The 19,779-nt window shown below is 33.8% G+C and carries 16 protein-coding genes; 11 read left to right on the forward strand and 5 right to left on the reverse strand.

The features are described from left to right. Nucleotides 1–54: 54 nt before the first annotated feature. Together K5G00_RS16885 and K5G00_RS16890 are read right to left on the reverse strand one after the other, a co-directional pair. Complete coding sequence (locus K5G00_RS16885) at nucleotides 55–1,527, reverse strand: aldo/keto reductase (protein ID WP_238767360.1); 1,473 nt, start codon at nucleotides 1,525–1,527, stop codon at nucleotides 55–57. Nucleotides 1,528–1,591: 64 nt separating this feature from the next. Continuing rightward, nucleotides 1,592–3,223 (reverse strand): glycoside hydrolase family 9 protein, encoded by a 1,632-nt coding sequence (locus tag K5G00_RS16890; RefSeq protein ID WP_238767361.1) that lies wholly within the window; start codon nucleotides 3,221–3,223, stop codon nucleotides 1,592–1,594. Nucleotides 3,224–3,523: 300 nt separating this feature from the next. Here K5G00_RS16890 and K5G00_RS16895 point away from each other — a divergent pair, with 300 nt between their 5' ends. The 8 genes from K5G00_RS16895 to K5G00_RS16930 all read left to right on the forward strand — a co-directional run bounded on the left by K5G00_RS16895 (nucleotide 3,524) and on the right by K5G00_RS16930 (nucleotide 14,999). After that, a complete protein-coding gene (locus tag K5G00_RS16895) occupies nucleotides 3,524–4,465 on the forward strand; it encodes an RES family NAD+ phosphorylase (RefSeq protein ID WP_238767362.1) in 942 nt (313 codons plus the stop codon). A gap of 12 nt (nucleotides 4,466–4,477) precedes the next feature. Next, nucleotides 4,478–5,683 carry an AlbA family DNA-binding domain-containing protein gene (locus K5G00_RS16900; RefSeq protein WP_238767363.1) on the forward strand — a complete coding sequence of 402 codons (1,206 nt, stop codon included), beginning with the start codon at nucleotides 4,478–4,480 and terminating at the stop codon, nucleotides 5,681–5,683. Between the two features lie 33 nt (nucleotides 5,684–5,716). Continuing rightward, nucleotides 5,717–6,502, forward strand: coding sequence for a hypothetical protein (locus K5G00_RS16905; protein WP_238767364.1), 786 nt, complete (start codon nucleotides 5,717–5,719; stop codon nucleotides 6,500–6,502). 221 nt (nucleotides 6,503–6,723) lie between these two features. After that, nucleotides 6,724–8,214: a DNA/RNA helicase domain-containing protein gene (locus K5G00_RS16910; protein WP_238767365.1), complete on the forward strand. Its 1,491-nt coding sequence runs from the start codon at nucleotides 6,724–6,726 to the stop codon at nucleotides 8,212–8,214. A 202-nt stretch (nucleotides 8,215–8,416) separates the two neighbouring features. Beyond that, on the forward strand, nucleotides 8,417–9,976 hold the full coding sequence (locus K5G00_RS16915) for a type I restriction-modification system subunit M (protein ID WP_238767366.1): 1,560 nt from the start codon (nucleotides 8,417–8,419) through the stop codon (nucleotides 9,974–9,976). Between the two features lies 1 nt (nucleotide 9,977). Continuing rightward, complete coding sequence (locus tag K5G00_RS16920; protein ID WP_238767367.1) at nucleotides 9,978–11,198, forward strand: restriction endonuclease subunit S; 1,221 nt, start codon at nucleotides 9,978–9,980, stop codon at nucleotides 11,196–11,198. Nucleotides 11,199–11,208: 10 nt separating this feature from the next. Next, the gene (locus K5G00_RS16925) at nucleotides 11,209–12,102 is read left to right on the forward strand and encodes a DUF3800 domain-containing protein (RefSeq protein ID WP_238767368.1); all 894 of its coding nucleotides are present in this window, start codon (nucleotides 11,209–11,211) and stop codon (nucleotides 12,100–12,102) included. Beyond that, nucleotides 12,099–14,999: a type I restriction endonuclease subunit R gene (locus K5G00_RS16930; RefSeq protein WP_238767369.1), complete on the forward strand. Its 2,901-nt coding sequence runs from the start codon at nucleotides 12,099–12,101 to the stop codon at nucleotides 14,997–14,999. The genes K5G00_RS16925 and K5G00_RS16930 overlap by 4 nt, the downstream gene beginning before the upstream one ends. Before the next feature lie 159 nt (nucleotides 15,000–15,158). Here K5G00_RS16930 and K5G00_RS16935 read toward each other — a convergent pair whose 3' ends face one another. After that, on the reverse strand, nucleotides 15,159–15,374 hold the full coding sequence (locus K5G00_RS16935) for a helix-turn-helix domain-containing protein (protein WP_238767370.1): 216 nt from the start codon (nucleotides 15,372–15,374) through the stop codon (nucleotides 15,159–15,161). Nucleotides 15,375–15,515: 141 nt separating this feature from the next. Between K5G00_RS16935 and K5G00_RS16940 the strand changes: the two genes are divergently transcribed. From K5G00_RS16940 to K5G00_RS16945, 3 genes are all read left to right on the forward strand, one after another. After that, on the forward strand, nucleotides 15,516–16,256 hold the full coding sequence (locus K5G00_RS16940) for an SHOCT domain-containing protein (RefSeq protein ID WP_238767371.1): 741 nt from the start codon (nucleotides 15,516–15,518) through the stop codon (nucleotides 16,254–16,256). Nucleotides 16,257–16,393: 137 nt separating this feature from the next. Beyond that, nucleotides 16,394–16,741, forward strand: coding sequence for a DUF2752 domain-containing protein (locus K5G00_RS30225; RefSeq protein ID WP_394800871.1), 348 nt, complete (start codon nucleotides 16,394–16,396; stop codon nucleotides 16,739–16,741). A 48-nt stretch (nucleotides 16,742–16,789) separates the two neighbouring features. Continuing rightward, nucleotides 16,790–17,110, forward strand: coding sequence for a hypothetical protein (locus K5G00_RS16945; RefSeq protein WP_238767372.1), 321 nt, complete (start codon nucleotides 16,790–16,792; stop codon nucleotides 17,108–17,110). Between the two features lie 73 nt (nucleotides 17,111–17,183). Here the strand turns inward: K5G00_RS16945 and K5G00_RS16950 are convergent, their stop codons facing one another. After that, entirely contained in the window at nucleotides 17,184–19,310 is a 2,127-nt protein-coding gene (locus K5G00_RS16950; protein WP_238767373.1) for a VapE domain-containing protein, read from the reverse strand. Then, nucleotides 19,297–19,491, reverse strand: a complete 195-nt coding sequence (locus K5G00_RS16955; RefSeq protein ID WP_238767374.1) for a hypothetical protein — start codon at nucleotides 19,489–19,491, stop codon at nucleotides 19,297–19,299. The genes K5G00_RS16950 and K5G00_RS16955 overlap by 14 nt, the downstream gene beginning before the upstream one ends. Between the last annotated feature and the right edge of the window lie 288 nt (nucleotides 19,492–19,779).

A 19,779-nucleotide genomic window follows, 5' to 3' on the forward strand; every position in this document is an offset into this window, starting at 1 on the left:
CAAAATAACAGAAATTAGTTCATTCGGGAAGTTTAAATTTTCGGAAAAAAATCGTTAAATAAGGTTTGCTTTCGCTTTATTACCGGCTTTATCCACAGCTGCTACACTTACCCCAGAACCCATATTTTTAAGTTCAAAAACAAAAGGTTTTTCTTTTAGTACCTGTGGTTTATGTTCTACTTTTCCTGCCGTTTTTCCATCCACCATTATTTCATAGTGAGATATCGGCTCATCGCCGGCATATGCCGTTTGCCAGGTAACTTTATTTCCTTCTTTTTGAAGATCACGCGGTGCTGACAGTCCTGATTTATCAACTACCTGGAAATAATTACTCCCTGGTTTCATTTTTAGTGCATGTTCTTCAATCTTTTTACGTTCGTCTGCCGGCATTCCATCTGGTTCAATTTGCGCAGCGTAAAAATTTTGTACCAGCTGGCATTTTACCGGATCATCGTCAATTTGACCAATTCCGACAATTAGAGTGTGTACGCCCGGAGTCGTCAGGGTATATTCTATGAGCGGGCGACTAGGTAATTCCGGAGTTCCTATTTTCCGGAAAACATCGGCAGGAGTTTGCGACCAACGAGGTTCTTTGTGATACATCGCGGCATCGGCAAATACTTTCATGCCAATGATGCCCATTCCCTTGGCTTCCGCAACCGGGATGACATTGTTCTGCATGTTCATTTTGGTTTTGTCGTTTGCATTTATTGCGATGAGCATTCCATCCAGAATTCCATATCTGTCGCGTTGAATCATATCTATCATCGCCGGAGGATTAGCATGACCTGAAAAACCGATATGTTTTATCAGCTTTTCATTTTTGGGATTCATCCCTGTCAGGTTTGTTCCGTCTCTTAAATCGCGCAATGCAACCAAAGCTCCAAAATTTTCTTCAGGGGCAAGTTCTGATTCCAGCCCTTTATATAAAACATCAACTTCTTCAACTGTTTGAAGTGTATGAACAAGTACCATGTCTAAATATGCTCCTTTAGGATAATTTCCATTATTGTCACCAAAAATTTGGGTAAGTGAGCGTTTTACGTCATCAACAGCACAACGTACCTCTTTTCCATTCGACGAGTTTCGTACTTTATCCTGTGCTTCCCAACCGGGTTTTCCCCATCGCATCGCTGTTTTGCTGGTGAGCCATATGGATTTACGGAGTTCCTCGTTATATCCCTCTTCGCCGGGAATGAGGTTTAGTTGTTTAAAAGCTTTGTTATAGTTCAGCTGGCTGCCTGCATATAAATTTGAAGTATCAAAATAGTTAATGCCCATTTTAAAGGCTTTCAAAATAATCGGAACAGGATCAACATCCTCCGGAGTCCATTGTAATGAGGCCTGTCCTCCCAATGCAATGGTTGTAACATCGAAACCAAGATTTCCGAACTTACGTTTCATTGGGGCCGGTAGATTTTCAACGTTGCAACCTCCGAGTGATATTGCAGAAACAGCAGCCGTTGAAGCCGCGGAAACTTTTATAAAGCTTCTTCTTGAAATCGGATATTTTTTTTGATTAGCCATAGGTTTAGTTTTTCTTTAAAATTACAAAAATTATTGAATATTAAAGAATTAGGAGCTGGCTTTTCTAATTGATAAATCCTACTAAGGCATAGACCAACGCAGCCTGCCAGTTAACGGCAATCTCGTTGTGGCTGTATGATTCCTGTTTATCTACCCAGTCGGTTGCGGAATGACCACCACCAACAATATAACCTGGCCACGGCGCATCTATATTGTCGGCTCCTGAACGGCGATCGTGCGGGTACATGGGCGGGTCAATTCCTAAACCTGTGACATAAGATCGGTTGTAGAAATTATTTCCAAAAATATGATCCACGGCTGAAAGAGCGGTCTCGATATATTCTTTTTTTGGCTGAATTTTATTGGCCACCTGCAGATTAACAGTTTGTCGCGCAACAGTTCCGTTGCAACCCCAGTAATATCTTCCTCCCAATGGTCGGGAATAAACATCAACACCGGCTTTTTTAACCAGCGCATCGGCATTGGCAATGATGTTGCTTTTAATCGATTGTTCGGTATCTGCATTTTTTTCTTTTCTTTTTGAGAGGGCGTAGGTAAACATTCCCAGGTTCGAAACACTTCCCCAGTCCCAGTTTTCCTCAATTTTGAAATCCATTTCAGCAGCACGTTTTTCAAAATCTTCAAGGCAGGTTGGGTTACCTGTAGTTTCCCACATCTCGGCAGCGGCCCACAAACGGTCGTCAACATCGTTGGTTTGGTAACCACCGGTTTGAAAATCACCCTGAACAAAACGTTTGTATTCGGTATTTTTAAGAAGAAAACGGTAGCTCACCCATGCCGCATCGAGGCATTTTTGCGCATATTCTGTATCGTACGGTTGAAAATACCGGGAGGCCATGGCCATAATTGCCACAAAATCGGCAGTGGCGGCTGAACTCCATTCAGTAAAGTATCGTTTCTCTTTATCTTCACCGGGCATAATAAAAGCTGAAAAATTGGTCCTGGTGAGTTTGTGCGACACTCTTCCCGAGCCATCGGGGTACTGCATTTTTAAAATCCAGTCGGTTTCCCATTTGAGTTCTTTTAAAAAGTCAGGGAATCCGGGAGCGGTTTCCGGGATTTCGAGATTCATTTTTTCGATTTTGGGTTGGAAATGATCCCACGCCATAAAAAGGACACCCATGGTTACACCGGCATTTACAACATATTTTCCATAATCGCCGGCATCGTGCCAGCCACCGGTACCGTCTCTTTTCGTGCCTTTCTTGCTAGTGTAATTTTCAAAGGCATCTTCCAAATGACACGCATCCTGGTGGTAGTGAATCTCGTTAAAATCTCCTTCAACAGCCATTCCGCAACGCCATAAATAGAATGCCCGCATACTTGTTTTTGCAGCAAAATTGAAAACATCGTCAGCGATTTTAAATCTCACCGATTGACCAACACCCGGAACTTTCAGCATATATTCGCCGGGTTTGGTAAATGAGGAAAAATCTGCATGCCAAACATTTTGATCTACGTCTTTTTGATATTCCGGCCCCGTTGTTTTTCCTGAAAAAACTATTTTCCCGGTTTCATCAATAAGGTTAAATTCAGAACACACTTTGGTAATGGTTGCCGTTTTTTTGAGATGAGGAAAAAATCCGAGCGAATTTAAATGAACTGCACTGTTTTGTGCGTGTAGTATTAGTGCATTTAAAAATAATAATGCCGAAAGAATAAGGTATTTTTTCATTGTTGTCAGTTAGTTTGAATTCCCGATTTGAAATTACAAAAATTATTTATTGTTCAAATTACAAAAAGTAAGAATATTTGAAATAGGCTAAAACTGCCAGTAGCACCTAAAGGCCGCTAACTAATACTACAGAGGAAGTAATATTATAAAGGGAGGTATTTTCGATAACTTACTAATTAAAACTAAATGAAAACAATCAACGACATACAACCGTCACCGATAGATATCAATATATTGCAACATTAGTGACTGCACAAAAACTTGAAGAATATTATTCAACAAACCATACCCGTGATATAAATGAACGAACAAGCCAAAATACCAATTCCATCTTTTGATGACTTAAAAAAGAATATTGATGAACTCCTTTTAATTGATAAATGGGATAATTATAAAATAAAAAGCAGTCCTAAAAAATTCGAGAAAAGGCTACATCAACTTTTTAGTAGCAAACTTGGTCTTTTCCCTCAAGTCTTAAAGTTTATGAAAGGAAAAGACTTTACTTTTCCATTCTATCGACTCAGGAAAGAAACATACAATATGAATAGGGTTTTAATTTCAGAGTATTCTTATCCACCAAATAAAATTATAAAATCCACACAAAGAGCAAATATCCCATATCATCCAGTGTTTTATTGCGCAGATAATCCAATGACTGCAATTCTTGAAACAGTGAGAGATGAAAAGGAGATTAATCCAAAAACGAATTATTACTTGTCAGAGTGGAAGTTGAAACCAGATATTGACTATAGAGTTACACCTTTCCTTTTTGGAAATCTTGATGCTTCAAGCCCATTCAAAAGTATGTCTGACGATAATTTTAAAAAAATTGAAAAAATGCTTGAAGGCTATGAAAGAGAAGAAATTGAAAGTTTTAAAAAAATTATGCATTTTTTAAGTCATCTTTTTGTCTACGATAACAGCTATGTAATTTCGAGTTTTATTGCCCATAGCCATTTATATGCTCCACATAATTACCGTACAGATATTTTTATTTATCCAAGTCATCAAACTGAAAGAAAACACGTAAATTTTGCCATTCATCCAAATGTTGTGACAGAAAAAATGCAATTGAAAAGTGTGTATAAAATGAACATTGAAAAGCTAAATTTAGATGAAGGTTTTTGTACTGTGAAAACTACCCAGATAGGAAAAAATAATGATTCAATAATTTATTGGGAGAATGTTTCAGAAACAAATGGAAAACATATTATGGAACTGAAAAAGTTATTCAATGAATAAATTAGAGCTAAAATGGATGAAATACTTGATTTGATTCTTTACGAGAATGAAAATATTAGACTCGATTTTAAACGTGACGAATATAAGAAAAATGACTATGTTTCTTTGTTAAAGGATATTCTTTCAATGGCTAATGCATTCACAATGCAAGAAAGATTTATAATAATTGGATTAAAACCTAAATCAAACAAAAATCGTGGAATAAAAGGCATAGATGGAGAACTTACGGATGCTGCTACATATCAACAGCTTGTTCATGAAAATATCGAACCTGAACTGTCCATAGATTACTTCCCTTTTTATGCCGAAGAAAAAAAACTTGGAATAATAAAGATTTCGAATTGTACTAATCCACCTTATTTGATGAAAAAGGATTATGGAAATGGTGAAAAAAAATTATTCAAAGGAGAAGGTTTTATTAGAAAAGGAACGCATCAAGCGAGACTAATAAGAAGAGATTTTGATAGATATATGCAAAATAGATTTGATGAAAAATACTTTAATGATGAAATAAAAATCAGTTTTGTTGCAAATAATCTAAAAAACCAAATTGAACTTGTTTCTTTTGACGACATAAAAAGACCATCCCAGATTCAGAAAGAGAAAATTCAAACAATTTTAACTAAAAAAAAGGAAGAAAAGGAAAGGTATAAAGCTATGGGGATGCAAGATATTAACATTGATTCTCTTTCAAATTCAATGGATTACATGAATGCTGCATTTAGAGGAGGCGGAATACCATATAGGAGTAGAAGTATTGAAACACTTGAAGAAAACCTAAAAAATGTTGAAAAAACTTATTACGAGGAGGATTTATATGAAGTGTTTGAAAAAAATTCTGCAAAATGCAATATCTCCATTTTTAATATGGGGCATAAATATATTGAAGAAGCCTCAGTAATATTAAAAATACCCAAACTTGATGGTTTAGCTGTTGTTGACCAAGTTTATAGCAATCCCGATAATCCTTCAGGATTTGTTGGTACTCTGCATTATCCAGAAGTGACAGAAGAAGAAGGTTATTTCATTATAAAAGATGATGTTGGGAACATAAAACATCAATTAGACCAAGAACTTTTTGATATTCCATTGAGAATTTTTGCTTCCCAAAGAATCATACAGAACTCATTTATGATTCATTGTGAACTATTCGCAAAAAATATTAAGACATCGATTAAAAAGGATATAGAAGTTAAAATTAGTACTGGCAACAAATAGCGAGATTGGTTATTATTAAAAAATATACCGTTTATGACAAGACCAATACCTGATGAAAATTCTTTAGTTCAGTTAGATGATATTTATTATCCTGAAAAAATAGAGTTGGTTGAACTACTTATGTTTCCGATTACTAAGAAAAATCAATATCGCTTTAGTAAGATTAATTGGGCACTTTTTCATATTTGGAAGAATATATGCAATAAGTATATGATAGACCATGAATATCGATACATATATTTCGATTATTTTCATTCATATGAGAGTCAAGAACCTTGGGAGGATGAAATTGATGAAGTAAAAAGGGCAAGAACCAATGCAGAAACATGGATTGAAAAAGCAAAACAAGAAATGTTAGATTTTTGTGCTCCATTGTATTCCTTGATAGTAGACAGAAATGATTATCCTAAACATTATCCAAGATTTGGTGAGTCCAAAGAGAGTATAAAAAATCGTTCAAGGAATAATGACGCAATTTTGCTACCAGAATACACCAATGCGTTACAAAACTTTCTATTCACAAAAGTTGTAGAATATGGCTTCCCGATAATCTTAACGAAAATCAATTCTGTTTTTATAATTGAAAGAAAAAAATTAACTGGTTATTCAGAAGGATTTGAATGTACTAAATTAGTATGCAAAATTAACTCCACATCTAAATTGGTTCATTTATATCCAATTCATGATAATGAGTTATATAAATATCAAAAAATATATCCTAATCCTATTTTGACAAATCATATATTTGGGATAGATGAAGATGATGAAAATGAACATTTAAAAGAAAAAGAAATTAAGAATTTAATTGAGATAGATTAATAAAATTAGCAAAATTTTTTATACTGATTTGCAACTTAAATTAAAACCTAAAAAGATGAACTTCTATTCCACTAAAATGCACTTACACAACCCAATTGGGGATATAAAACAAAGTGATACTAACGGAAGAAATATAATTATACATTTCCGCATACGTTTATGGGCAAGCGAAAAAAAATGTAGCGCATCAAGATAAAATATATCAATAATAATTTACAGAAATGAAAGAAGTTAATTTGCTCTCATTAGTGCAAGCTCACAACAAATTGGAAGACTCCCTATATTGTGAATATTGCAAATATTTTGGAGTTAGCACGAAAGCAAATGAAATTGATGATATAAGAAAGTATATTAATAAGTTAATAAATGTTAGTCCTGATATTAATGTCCTTGATAATTATTTTATTGGATATACAATACCTCAGATTAGCAAAGAATTTGACCTTTTGAGAATTGGTTCAGAAGACATTGTAAATATTGAATTAAAGAGTGAAAATACAGGAGCAAAAATGTATAAACAACTCTTGCGAAATCAGTATTATTTAAGTTTTTTGGATAAAAAAATTTATAATTTCACATATGTATCAAGTGAAAATCAACTCTACTCAATTAACGATAATCAAGAATTAATAAAAGTTGACTTTAAAAGTCTATTTAAAATTCTTGCTAATCAAACCAGAATAGAAATATCTGATATTGATAGGTTATTTAATCCTTCTAATTATTTGGTTTCTCCATTTAATTCAACTGACGAGTTTATAAAAGAAAAATATTTTTTAACCGCCCATCAAGAAGAGATAAAAAGTAAAAGTCTAAAGTTTATTGACAAAAAGGGTGAGTGTTTTTTATCAATTTGTGGTAAAGCAGGTACTGGAAAAACGCTTCTTACTTTTGACATTGTAAAGGAATTGTATAAAAGTGAACACAAGATACTTGTAATTCACTGTGGATTTTTAAATGATGGACACATTAAACTTAGAGATGAGTATGGATGGGATATTATCTCTATTAGAAATTTGGGTTCTCGTAATCTCTCAAGTTACTATTTAGTTGTTGTTGATGAAATACAAAGAATTTATCCAAATCAATTAGACTCCATAATCAGTCAAATAAAAAGTTTTAAGCGGAATTGTATTTTCTCATATGACAAACAACAATGCCTAAGAAACTGGGAAGAGAACAATAATATAGCTCAGGTTATTTCAGAAAAGACCAATTCCACTTTATTCGAATTAACTGAGAAAATAAGAACTAATAAAGAAATAGCCTCATTTATTATTGCGTTATTCAATAATACCAAAATAATCGAAAAAATAAATCGAGATAATATTGAATTACATTATTTCAAAAACTATAAAGGAGCTAAAAAATATATTGAATTATTAGGAGAACAAGGATGGAAAATAATCAATTATACTCCATCAAATAAACATACACATCCTTACGTAAATTATGCAATTTCAATGGAGGATAATACACACAAAGTAATAGGACAAGAATTTGATAAAGTAATTGCTGTAATCGATGAAAATTTCTACTATAACGGGAATAAACTTGACACCAGAAACTATGAACACACACCTTATTACAATCCGACAAAGATGTTGTTCCAAATAGTAACAAGGACAAGAAAAAAACTAAGTATAATTGTGATAAACAATGATGAATTAATGACCAGATGTTTATCAATTTTAAATTCGACACCCATATAAATGACAAATGAATCAGAAAATCATTGAAACTACTAACCTTGAAAAAGAAGTTCCTCAATATCGCACTTGGTTTAGGTTACATGGAGAAGTATTTCCAGCAAATAAAACTCGTAATTGATTTGTTGAAATAACAAGATATTGTAATCGAATTAATTATTTTTAGATTTTAAAATTAAAAACGCATAAAAATCAATTATAACTAATGTCCGAAGAACTAAAGAAAATCCTTGAAGCACAACTCTGGGGAATAGCAAACCTGCTTCGAGGTAAAGTGAGTGCAGATGATTACCGTGATTATATTTTAGGTTTTATATTTTTCAAATACCTGTCCGAAAAGCAATTAATATATGCAAACGAATTGCTGGAAACAGAAGATATTAAAGATTATGCCAAGGTAACTGATGAAGCAACTTTAGAAGCCATTAAAGAGGATTCGTTGATTAAATTGGGTTATTTCCTTCGCCCAAGTGAACTGTTCAATACACTGGCTGAAAAGGGCAAAAACGGGGGCGATAATTACATACTTGATGAACTTCAGGCAGTGATGAACCACATCGAGCAAACAACGATGGGTACGGAATCGGAAGATGATTTTAATGCCTTATTTGAAGATATTGACTTGAGTTCAACAAAAATAGGACGTACACCAAAAGCACGGAATGAAATTATAGTAAGCATACTGAACTACCTGAATAAAATTGACTTTAAACTGGAAGAAGCTGAAGCCGATGTGCTTGGTGATGCTTACGAATACCTGATTTCAAAATTTGCTGCTGGTGCTGGCAAAACGGCTGGTGAGTTCTACACTCCACAACAAGTATCGAAGATATTGGCAAAGATAGTTACCACTGGTAAGCAAAAGATAAAATCAGCATACGACCCAACATGTGGTTCAGGTTCATTATTGCTTCGTATTGCTAAAGAAGCAGAGGTTAGTGAGTTCTTCGGTCAGGAAATGACCAGAACAACTTATAACCTTGCTCGAATGAATATGATACTTCATGGTGTACATTATCGCCAGTTCGACATACAGCATGAAGATACACTGGAAAATCCACGACACTTGGAAATGCGATTTGAAGCGGTGGTTGCCAATCCTCCATTTTCTGCTCATTGGAAAAGCAATGATAATCCATTAAACGATACAGATGAACGGTTTAGTCAGTATGGGAAACTTGCACCGAAAACCAAAGCTGATTATGCATTCATAACCCACATGATTTACCAATTGGCTGATAATGGCATTATGGCAACCGTTGTTCCTCATGGTGTGTTGTTCCGTGGTGCAGCAGAAGGTACTATACGTGAATACCTGATTAAGGAACTGAACTATTTGGATGCGGTGATTGGTTTACCAGCCAATATTTTTTATGGCACTTCAATACCTACTTGTATCATGGTTTTTAAGAAGTGCAGGGAGGTTGACGATAATATCGTGTTTATTGATGCTTCGGGTGAAGGGCATTACGAAAAGGTGAGCAACCAGAATGCACTGCGGAATGAAGATGTGGAATTAATTGTTGAAACGTACCGTAAGCGTGAACCCATTGATAAATACAGTTACGTTGCCACACTGAATGAAATAAAAGAAAACGACTATAACCTGAACATTCCAAGGTATGTGGACACCTTCGAGGAAGAAGAACCAATAGACTTGGAACTGGTATCGAAGGAGTTAAAGGCGATTGATGCGGAATTGGCGATCGCCAATTCCGGCATACAATCGTACTGCAATGAACTTGGAATCTCAACACCTTATTAGTATGAAAGAATTAAAGAGCGTACCCGAGTTGAGGTTTCCTGAGTTTACTTGTGGTTGGGAGAAAAATAAACTACGAGATGTTACAAATATTTATGATGGAACACATCAAACACCAAAATATTTGGAAAGTGGTGTGAAGTTCGTAAGCGTTGAGAATATCAACAATCTCGAAGGGACTGATAAATATATTAGTGCTGAAGCATTTGAAAAGGGGTTTAAAATAAAACCACGGAGAGATGATATTTTAATGACCAGAATAACAGCTGGTGTAATTGGTGCAACAGCAATCGTTCCCAACAATAATCCTTTAGGATATTATGTGAGCCTTGCATTGATTAGAAAAAAAGGTGAAATTGATACTCGCTTTCTTGATTATAAAATCAATACCGAACAGTTTAAAAATGAGTTACACAAAAGAATAATTCATGTTGCTTTTCCTAAAAAAATAAATCTGGGTGACATTGGTGATTGTATAATTACTAAGACATCCCTCCCCGAACAAACTAAAATCGCCAATTTCCTAACCACGGTTGATAAACGAATTAACTTGCTCACCCAACAAAAAGAAAAACTGGAACAATACAAAAAAGGTGTGATGCAACAAATCTTTAGCCAACAAATACGGTTTAAAGATGAACATGGGAATGCTTTTCCTGAGTGGGAAGAAAAGAGGTTGGGGGAAATTACAACATATGTAGATTATCGTGGAAAGAGTCCAATAAAAATGGATTCAGGAATATTTTTAGTTACAGCTAAAAATATTAAAAATGGATATATTGATTACGAATGTTCAAAAGAATATATTTCTGAATCAGATTATAATGAAGTGATGAAGCGTGGGTTTCCACAAAATGGTGATGTTTTATTTACCACAGAAGCACCTTTGGGAAATGTATCCCAAATTGATAATGAAAAGATTGCTCTCGCACAAAGAGTAATTAAATTTAGAGGGAAGAATGTTTTAGATAATTCATTTTTGAAATACTACATGTTAAGTGATAAATTTCAGAATGTAATTCAAAAAAAAGCAATAGGTAGTACTGTTAAAGGAATTCAAGGTAAAGTGTTACATAAATTGACAATTGGACTGCCATTATTAAAAGAGCAACAAAAAATAGCATCCTTCCTTTCATCCATTGATAAAAAGATTGAACTGGTAAACCAACAAATAGAGCAAACTAAAACTTGGAAGAAGGGTTTGCTGCAAAAAATGTTTGTGTAATTTTTATAGTATGACCGTGCCAAGTAGACATTTAATTTTTAGTGATGAATCAGGCTGGGACAATAGCAATAGGTTCGGCAGTTTGGCAATGATTTCAGGAGCATTCCAAGATACTAAAGATTTAAACTTCGAATTAAAAGCTATACTTGATGACAGGAATAAAAAGGAGGTTCGTTTTAAGGGACTAAAAAACAACCATGCCGTAAGTGTTGCTGAAGAATTCCTGAATATTAGTTTTCAATATTTACTTACGTCAAAAATAAAAGTACATGTATTGGTCTGGGATAAGAAGGATTCAAGACATGATGTTATTGGTCGCTGTGATATCGAAAACCTAAAAAGGATGTACTATAAGAACATGATGGTGACAAAGAGGCATTGGAACGTTAACACCACTTGGGAATTTTATCCAGATGAATTTACAGCTATAAATTGGAACGATGATATAATTCGTTACCTTCAAAATACAACCATACAAAAAAAAGATTCACATCCTCAACTTTTTGAGGCTTTTGCAGAAACGAAGTTTCCCACTTATACTAACGTCAGGGAGTTGGAATCGAACAAGTATGCAATTATACAATTAGCCGATTTATATGCAGGTTTAATTCGCACTTCACGAAGTGAATCTGAAAGATTTGTACCGTGGTATCTATACAAAAAGGCTACTGAACAACCGACCCTATTTGACATGGGAGTTTCTCCATCTGTTTCGAATAGCCAATTACCGAAGTTTGAGTTGATGTATCGGTTTAAAAAGAAAGCTGATAGTTTAAGTTTAGGGATAAACCTGAATACAAACAAATACTTTGATAAAATTGGTAAAAAGTATAATCTTTTCATTTGGCATTATGAGCCTCAAGGAGATTACGATAAAGCACCAACAAAGAAAAAGCAGCAATGAACACCCAACCTGAACAAATATTAGAGAACAGCCTCGTTGCCCAATTGGAACAACTCACCTATAAAAAGGTGCAAATTCAGGATGAAGCTGACCTGCTTATCAATCTGAAAAAGCAGTTAGAAGTACACAATAAGGTTAGCTTATCCAATAATGATTTTACGCAGATACTAAATTACATCAACAAGGGCAACATCTTTGAACGTGCTAAGCTATTGCGTGACCGTGTGCCATATACCAATGATGAAGGGGAAGCAAAAACCATTGAACTGATTAACCAGATTCATTGGTGTCAGAACCAGTTTCAGGTTACCCAGCAGGTTACTATGGAAGGTAAATACAAAAACCGTTATGATGTAACCATATTGATTAACGGTTTACCATTGGTGCAAATCGAATTAAAAAGACGAGGTTTAGAATTGAAAGAAGCATTTAACCAAACCAACCGATATGAACGTCATTCCTATGGTGCTGGGTATGGTTTATTCCAATTCATACAGATATTTATTATCAGCAATGGTGTTAACACCAAGTATTACGCAAATAGTCCGTTAAAAGCACGTTCATTTAAGCAAACATTCTACTGGTCGGATGAAGAAAACAAACTGGTGACGCAATTATCGGAATTCGCTGATATATTTTTAGAACCGTGCCACATCGCAAAAATGATTACCAAGTATGTGGTCTTGAATGAATCACAAAAGATTCTGATGGTTTTAAGACCATACCAATACTATGCCGTAGAAGCGATTATAGAGCGTGTAAAGACAAGCAGAAAGTACGGTTATATTTGGCACACCACTGGCTCAGGAAAGACACTCACGTCCTTTAAAACGGCTCAAATATTAACAGCAATACCCAAAGTGCATAAGGTGGTTTTTGTGGTTGATAGACAGGATTTGGATTACCAGACCATTAAGGAATTTAATGCATTTGCAAAAGGTAGTATTGATGGAACGAATAATACCGATACGTTGGTAAAACAAATGGTTGGCGATAATCCGTTAATCGTTACAACCATCCAGAAGTTGAATAATGCCATTGTAAAGCAACGCTACTTAAACAAAATGGAAGCGTTGAAAGATGAACGTATTGTCTTCATATTTGACGAGTGCCACCGTTCACAGTTTGGTAAAACACATGAAACGATTAAGAATTTCTTCACCAGTTGCCAGATGTTTGGATTTACTGGAACACCGATATTTGAAGAAAACGCAGGCAGTAACGAGTATGGTAAACGAACTACGAAAACATTATTTGAAAAGTGCCTGCACAAATACGTGATTACAGATGCGATTCGGGATGAAAACGTATTGAAATTTGCCGTAGAATATATTAGCACCTTTAAAAAGAAAGACCATATACTCGACATTGAGGTCGAAGCAATTGATGAAGCTGAAGTAATGAATGCGCCACAACGATTAAACAATATCGTAGATTACATCATTGCCAATCATAACCGAAAAACACACAGCAAGGAGTTTACAGCCATAATGTGTGTGTCATCGGTTAAGACGCTTATTGATTATTACAGCATCTTTTACCAAAAGAAACAGGATGGTGAGCATAACCTGAAACTGGCAACAATCTTTTCGTACCAAGCCAATGAAGATGATAAAGATGCCACTGGGTTTATGGATGATGATGAATTTTTGGGTGGTGATGAATATAGCCAAAACTTGGCAGCAGAAGGTAAAGGAAATTATTCTACAGCAAACAATAATCAGCACTCACGTGATGTACTGGAAGAATTTATAGGGCACTACAACAAGGAGTTCAATATGAACTTTACGACCAAGGACAGCAAGTCGTTTCACAACTATTACAAAGACATTTCCAAGCGTGTAAAACACAAGCAAATTGATGTTCTATTGGTGGTGAACATGTTTCTAACTGGATTCGATAGTAAGGCACTTAACACCCTGTACGTGGATAAAAACCTGAAATATCATGGTTTAATTCAAGCATACTCACGCACAAATCGAATTTTAAATGAATTAAAATCACAGGGCAATATTGTTTGTTTCAGAAACCTGAAAGATGCAACAGACCAAGCAATAACTTTATTTTCCAATAAGGAAGCGATTGAAGAAATAATCATGAAACCTTATGAGGAATATGTTGCTAAATTTAATTTAGCCTTCATTGAACTTTTAAAAATAGCACCCACCGTTAATAGCGTAAACGATTTGAAAACCGAAGATGATGAAGCAGAATTCATTAAGGCTTTTCGGGAACTTATGCGAATTAGCAACGTGCTAAAAACCTTCACTGAATTTAAGTATGATGACCTTTCAATGACAGAACAGTCGTTTGAAGACTATAAAAGCAAATATCTCGACCTATACGATAAAACAAAAGGGGCAGGTGCAAAAGAAAAGGTATCAATACTGAATGATATTGACTTTGAACTGGAACTGATTCATCGTGACGAAATAAATGTAGCTTATATTTTAAAGCTGCTTGCCAAGTTGAAGGATGCCACACCTGAAGAACACGACAAACGTAAAAAAGCATTGATTGAACTGGTTTCTGGTAACACTCAATTACGAAGCAAACGTGAACTGATTGAGAAGTTCATACACGAAAACCTACCTGAAATTGAGGATTCGGATGATATACCAGAAGAATTCAACAAGTTCTGGGACGAAGAACGGATAAATGCGATTAAAGCACTTAGTACAGAAGAAAATCTGGATTTAGAAAAGGTTGAAAAAGTAATTGGTGATTACCTATTTACTGAAAAACTACCGCTACGTGATGAAATTATTGGTACGATGAAGACCAGACCCAGATTGAATGAACGTGGCAAAAGTGCTGAACGGGTAACCGATAAAATCCTGAATTTCGTTGAAACATTTATTAGTGGGATTACTGGAAAGTATGTTGAGGTGGAATGAAAATCCATATACGATAATTAAATGATGAAAGTTAATGATAGAAGGTAGTCAAATGAAAACTGATAATAATGTTGTGATAAATAGAGAAACTTATTGGAAAGAGGCTTTGTTTACCAGAGGGAAATTCGGTTATAATAAAAATTGGACGTTCAATATCAATCAAACATCAACTATCTCTGATAAATTTACTTCTAAAACATCAGCAATCTTCTTTAATGTTAGAATGGTAGGGTTGGTTCTTCCACTTTCAATTCTGCGTAGTGACGAGTCATCAATGTCAAGTTCAATAGCAAGGTCTATCTGTCTAAGTCCTTTTTTCTCTCTTAATCGTACAATATTTTTACCTATTTTTTTTAAAAAGTCTTCTTTTTCCATTCGGATTGTATTGTAAATACACAAAATCCGAAATCCTGCTAAATTCTTCAGAGCATATATGTCCTGTCACGATTTGTTTATGTATCTTTATCACTCTTTAGTATTGATGAAGGATATGATAAATAAATTCATTCTATTTATATGAACGAAATAGACCAAATAAAAAAACTTAAAGCACTCTTGGACGAAGGTGCAATCAATGAAGATGAATTTAATGCACTAAAAAAGAAATTGTTACCAGACGAAGCAGATTCTATAGACGCCACAGATACTGTGAATCATACCGTTAAATTGGAATCTAAAGATAAGGTAGAAAATAGTGAAAATACATCTTCAAGTTCAACTGAAACATTAAAAAAAGAAAGTGCATCAACAGAATTAAAATCGGGAAAAAAAAAGAAAATATATTTTAAAGCGTTTAAGGATTATAACAAAATTTTAATTGCTCCACCTGAAATAAATTCAATAGACATTAACAATATTCCCGATGATGAAATAGATTCAATCAAATCTTTTATCCGTTTAAAACAAATTTGCGCTCCTGAAGAATTTACTAAAGATGAAATTAAAATTGGGAACAAACTCTTTTCAATAAAGGAAATAAATAAAATAAATTCCGAAAGAAGAGGGATGAACCACTTAAAAGAGTTATTACTTGCCATGTTTATGGCATGTACTTCTATTGGTTTTTTGTACATCAGTCCATGTTTCATATTTTTTGCAGCAGGATTAGCTTTTTTAATTTCTCTTGTGACTGCAATTAAAATTTTATTTAAAGACGATGCTACTAAATTGGATAAAATATTTTGTTTTATTGTTCTGGGTTTATGTTTAACTGCCATGATGGTCTATTTTACAGGAATAGATAGAACAATGGGATAAAAATTACATATTTTCTTTTTGCAATACCCATTTGTAAGTAAGTTAATTCCAAATCATGGAATATAAATATAAAACATCGAAAATTAAATAATGTGACGATTAACAGTATAGAGGGGAAAAGTGTAGAGTTAATAAATATGTACAATACAATTAATAAAATTTTATTGTTATGGTTACTACTTGTATTAGTCTATCCAATTTATGCCGTTCAATCGAAAACAGTATATAAGTGCAAATATTATGAGATGTATGGGAAAGAATGTATTTCGTGTGGGTTGACAAGGGGATTTAGTGCCTGTTTTAAAGGAAACTTTAGTAAAGCACAGTCCTTGAATTCTTTAACTACTTTTCTTTTTTTTACGGTAATTGGTCAAATCATTTTTCGATTCATTATTGCATTCAAGAAAACAAATAAGGCATTGATATATATTGATATTGCAATAACCTTAACTGTTGTTTTTACGACTATTATTTTGATTACTTGAAAATCATAAAATGGTTAGCCTTTGAATTATAATATTAAAATGAAAATTATGAGAAGAAATTATACAAAAGTTATTTCAACTGTATTAGTTACTGTCATCTTTTTGGTGATTGGGGGTAGTGTTATTTCCTGTTCCAATAGTAAAATTACACCTGAAAGTTTAGCACAGGAATGTTGTGATTGTTATCAAGAAATGAAATCAATCCAGAATGAAACAAAAAGGTATCGAAAACTTGATGAATATTCAACTCTTGTAAAAACTAATTTAATGAAACTCCAAGAACTTGGCGTTAAAAATGATTGGAATAAAGAACAGGTGGAGGATGCAAGAAAGCGTTTTGACGATATATTAAAAAAGTGTTCAAATTAATTTTTGAAAAATGCAGGATACTAATTACCCTGCACTTTTTTATTTGCCCTAAACTATATCATGTTTATAATTCTTACTGATTCTGAAGATTGTGAAATAGAATATTCATTTGCCATGTTGTCGTTTCATCATAAATTAAATCAATCACTGGACTTTTTTGGCTTATGCTATAACAAACGGTTTTTGATTTTCCTTTGCGTTGGATATTATAACCTTTCTCGGACATTAGTTTTCCAATGCTGACTGTGTTAATTCTCCTGCTGAAATTTTGATATTTATTGATAAGGGTATTAACTAAATCCAAACTTGTAATGTGATACACATCATCCTTATTATTAGGCAATTCAACCATTTCAGACAATATCAAATCAATATCTGAATGCTGGATGTAGTCTTCGTAAATAAGTCTGAACTCTGCTTTATTATGCATCTGGAACGAATATTCAAAACCATTTATTAATAAGTGATATGCTTCTATAAACATATCAATCAAGTCAACCTGAGCCAGCTTATCATGATGGATTTTTTCGAGTTCAACTGGTATTATTCTACGGTTTTGTTCCTCTCTAACTACAAACAAATTGTTGCCTGAACCTGCAAAAGAACATCTTCTGTGTACGGTTGATATACGTCTATCGTATTTTCTTCGCATGGTCATGTTGCTATCACTCATCATTGATTTAAATGATTTGTCAGATTCATACGTCCTACCATCCATTTCGTCATCGATAATTAAAAGAGATTGTGACATCAGTACCTTGAAATCATCATCATAACTAAGTGCATGTTCTTTTCGATAAGAATGTAACTCTTTGGGTAAAGTATAATTGCGAAGCAATGTAGTCTTACCAATACCTTGCTCTGTTGAAATAAACATTAAAAAGTATTCATTAGAAAATTCATAACCAAGTGCCTGAGCAATAATGCCCACATACCATTTTTTGATGTACTTCAATAATATGGTTTTATCAATATTTTTATTTTTTAGCACCATTGAATCCATCCACTTTTCAAATGTACCTTCAGGTTTTCTGTTTTTATATTTTTCAATAAAATCAACCAGAGGATTGGTAATTTGGATGTACTTTGATTTGATAACTTCTTCGAACCTTGTTCGTGGTATTTCCTTGTCGAAATGCTTTTTCAAGTCGATAAAAAGGGTGTTGTATTCCAATTCTTCAATGATATTTCCATTAAGTGTTAAGTCTTGAATTAATATATCATTTCGAACACCCTGAGCATTCAAATAGTTAGCAATATCATCAGCACTAATCTTATTGCTTTTTTGTTTATCAGCAACAGTATAACCATACTCAGGCAATAACCTCAATGAAGTTCTATAATCGTTTTTGCCTTCCAGCAATTGCAAAACCTGAAAGTTATTGTAAGGTTTTTCTGGTTTGAATGAAGTTGAGGTTGAAAAGCAAAAAAAGACTTTACTTTCTTTAAAATAATATCCTGAATGCTCTGCCAGTGAACCTTTACGCAGTAAATATATTTTTTCATCATCTTCTTTAACCACTTCCCATTCATGTTTTTCTAATACAGGAATGATATTAAACTCTTTATTAAAATCGTTGATTGCTGGTTCACTGTAACTGAACTGTTTTTCAGTTTTTGCAGTATTTATGGGAAAGTATCTGGTGAGGCTACGTGCAGATTCCAATAAAAAAACACGTTCATCTTTTGTTATAATTGGAATTTCGCCTTCAAGGTTAATAAGGTCAAGGTGACCATTGGCAATCTTGTTATTTTTCAGGCTGGTGCAGAAATATCCACCTTCACCTCTGGTTTCAATTATTACTTCACCTGTAACATCTAATGCTAACTTTTGATTTGCCTCGATTACCGCATCGGGGCATCTATATATCAGATGAAATCCGTTATTTGGTGTGGTTTGAATCAATAGTCTTTTTAATAATTCATCTGGAATAAGGTCAGAGTATTCAGTCATTATAGTTCTTTTTGAATCATTCTTTATATCCACATCAATGATTTCCAGATTTCCACTTATTTTACCTGTGATAATTCCTATCGTACCTTCATTCTTGAAATGTGAATACCAATAATCTATTGGTGTTATTTCCTTTTGAAATTGTATCCAAGGTTTAAATGGTATCTTTTGCGAACTAACTGGTATGATTGAAAGGTTTAATTGTTTTGCATCAAGATTTTTGTTTGCTCTCTCATTCGTTTTCATTTTGGGTTAAACTTTTTAAATCGCTGTTATTTTTATCGAGAAGATTTTGCTTCAATAGCCTTCTTATATAGGTTGCTACCTTCAAGAATTCATCTTCTGCTTTTTGTTGAATGAGGTCATAGAAATCCTTTTTCAACGTCAGTGTAAGTTTTACAACTTCTTGTTCTTTAGATTTTTTCATGCTTTTAAATTTTATAATCTTTATTATTTTTTTTGCACCATTGAGGTACAGTCAATAATAAATACGTGAGAAAAAAGCAAAAGCAAGGCAAAAGCCATTTTTACACGAAAAAAACTTTCAATACACTAATCTTTTTATCCTTTTTTTGGTAGTAGGGTGGACAAGGTACAAGATGAAATACCCTTTTTGATAGAAATTAGAGACAGTGACAGTAGGATTTTAGTACACTGAATTTTCACTGTCACTGTTTCGTATATGTTTCAAAATATACCTTTTAACTTGTACCCT

Origin of the sequence: Maribellus maritimus (assembly GCF_022267315.1) — a bacterium.
GTDB lineage: Bacteria > Bacteroidota > Bacteroidia > Bacteroidales > Prolixibacteraceae > Draconibacterium > Draconibacterium maritimum.

Bases quoted from the DNA above. Each gene is read 5' to 3' on its own strand.
- K5G00_RS16930 (WP_238767369.1), top strand. From the start codon at position 12,099: ATGAACACCCAACCTGAACAAATATTAGAGAACAGCCTCGTTGCCCAA.
- K5G00_RS16950 (WP_238767373.1), bottom strand. From the start codon at position 19,310: ATGAAAACGAATGAGAGAGCAAACAAAAATCTTGATGCAAAACAATTA.
- K5G00_RS16940 (WP_238767371.1), top strand. From the start codon at position 15,516: ATGAACGAAATAGACCAAATAAAAAAACTTAAAGCACTCTTGGACGAA.
- K5G00_RS16945 (WP_238767372.1), top strand. From the start codon at position 16,790: ATGAGAAGAAATTATACAAAAGTTATTTCAACTGTATTAGTTACTGTC.
- K5G00_RS16920 (WP_238767367.1), top strand. From the start codon at position 9,978: ATGAAAGAATTAAAGAGCGTACCCGAGTTGAGGTTTCCTGAGTTTACT.
- K5G00_RS16900 (WP_238767363.1), top strand. From the start codon at position 4,478: ATGGATGAAATACTTGATTTGATTCTTTACGAGAATGAAAATATTAGA.
- K5G00_RS16955 (WP_238767374.1), bottom strand. From the start codon at position 19,491: ATGAAAAAATCTAAAGAACAAGAAGTTGTAAAACTTACACTGACGTTG.
- K5G00_RS16895 (WP_238767362.1), top strand. From the start codon at position 3,524: ATGAACGAACAAGCCAAAATACCAATTCCATCTTTTGATGACTTAAAA.
- K5G00_RS16905 (WP_238767364.1), top strand. From the start codon at position 5,717: ATGACAAGACCAATACCTGATGAAAATTCTTTAGTTCAGTTAGATGAT.
- K5G00_RS16885 (WP_238767360.1), bottom strand. From the start codon at position 1,527: ATGGCTAATCAAAAAAAATATCCGATTTCAAGAAGAAGCTTTATAAAA.
- K5G00_RS30225 (WP_394800871.1), top strand. From the start codon at position 16,394: ATGTACAATACAATTAATAAAATTTTATTGTTATGGTTACTACTTGTA.
- K5G00_RS16910 (WP_238767365.1), top strand. From the start codon at position 6,724: ATGAAAGAAGTTAATTTGCTCTCATTAGTGCAAGCTCACAACAAATTG.
- K5G00_RS16915 (WP_238767366.1), top strand. From the start codon at position 8,417: ATGTCCGAAGAACTAAAGAAAATCCTTGAAGCACAACTCTGGGGAATA.
- K5G00_RS16925 (WP_238767368.1), top strand. From the start codon at position 11,209: ATGACCGTGCCAAGTAGACATTTAATTTTTAGTGATGAATCAGGCTGG.
- K5G00_RS16890 (WP_238767361.1), bottom strand. From the start codon at position 3,223: ATGAAAAAATACCTTATTCTTTCGGCATTATTATTTTTAAATGCACTA.
- K5G00_RS16935 (WP_238767370.1), bottom strand. From the start codon at position 15,374: ATGGAAAAAGAAGACTTTTTAAAAAAAATAGGTAAAAATATTGTACGA.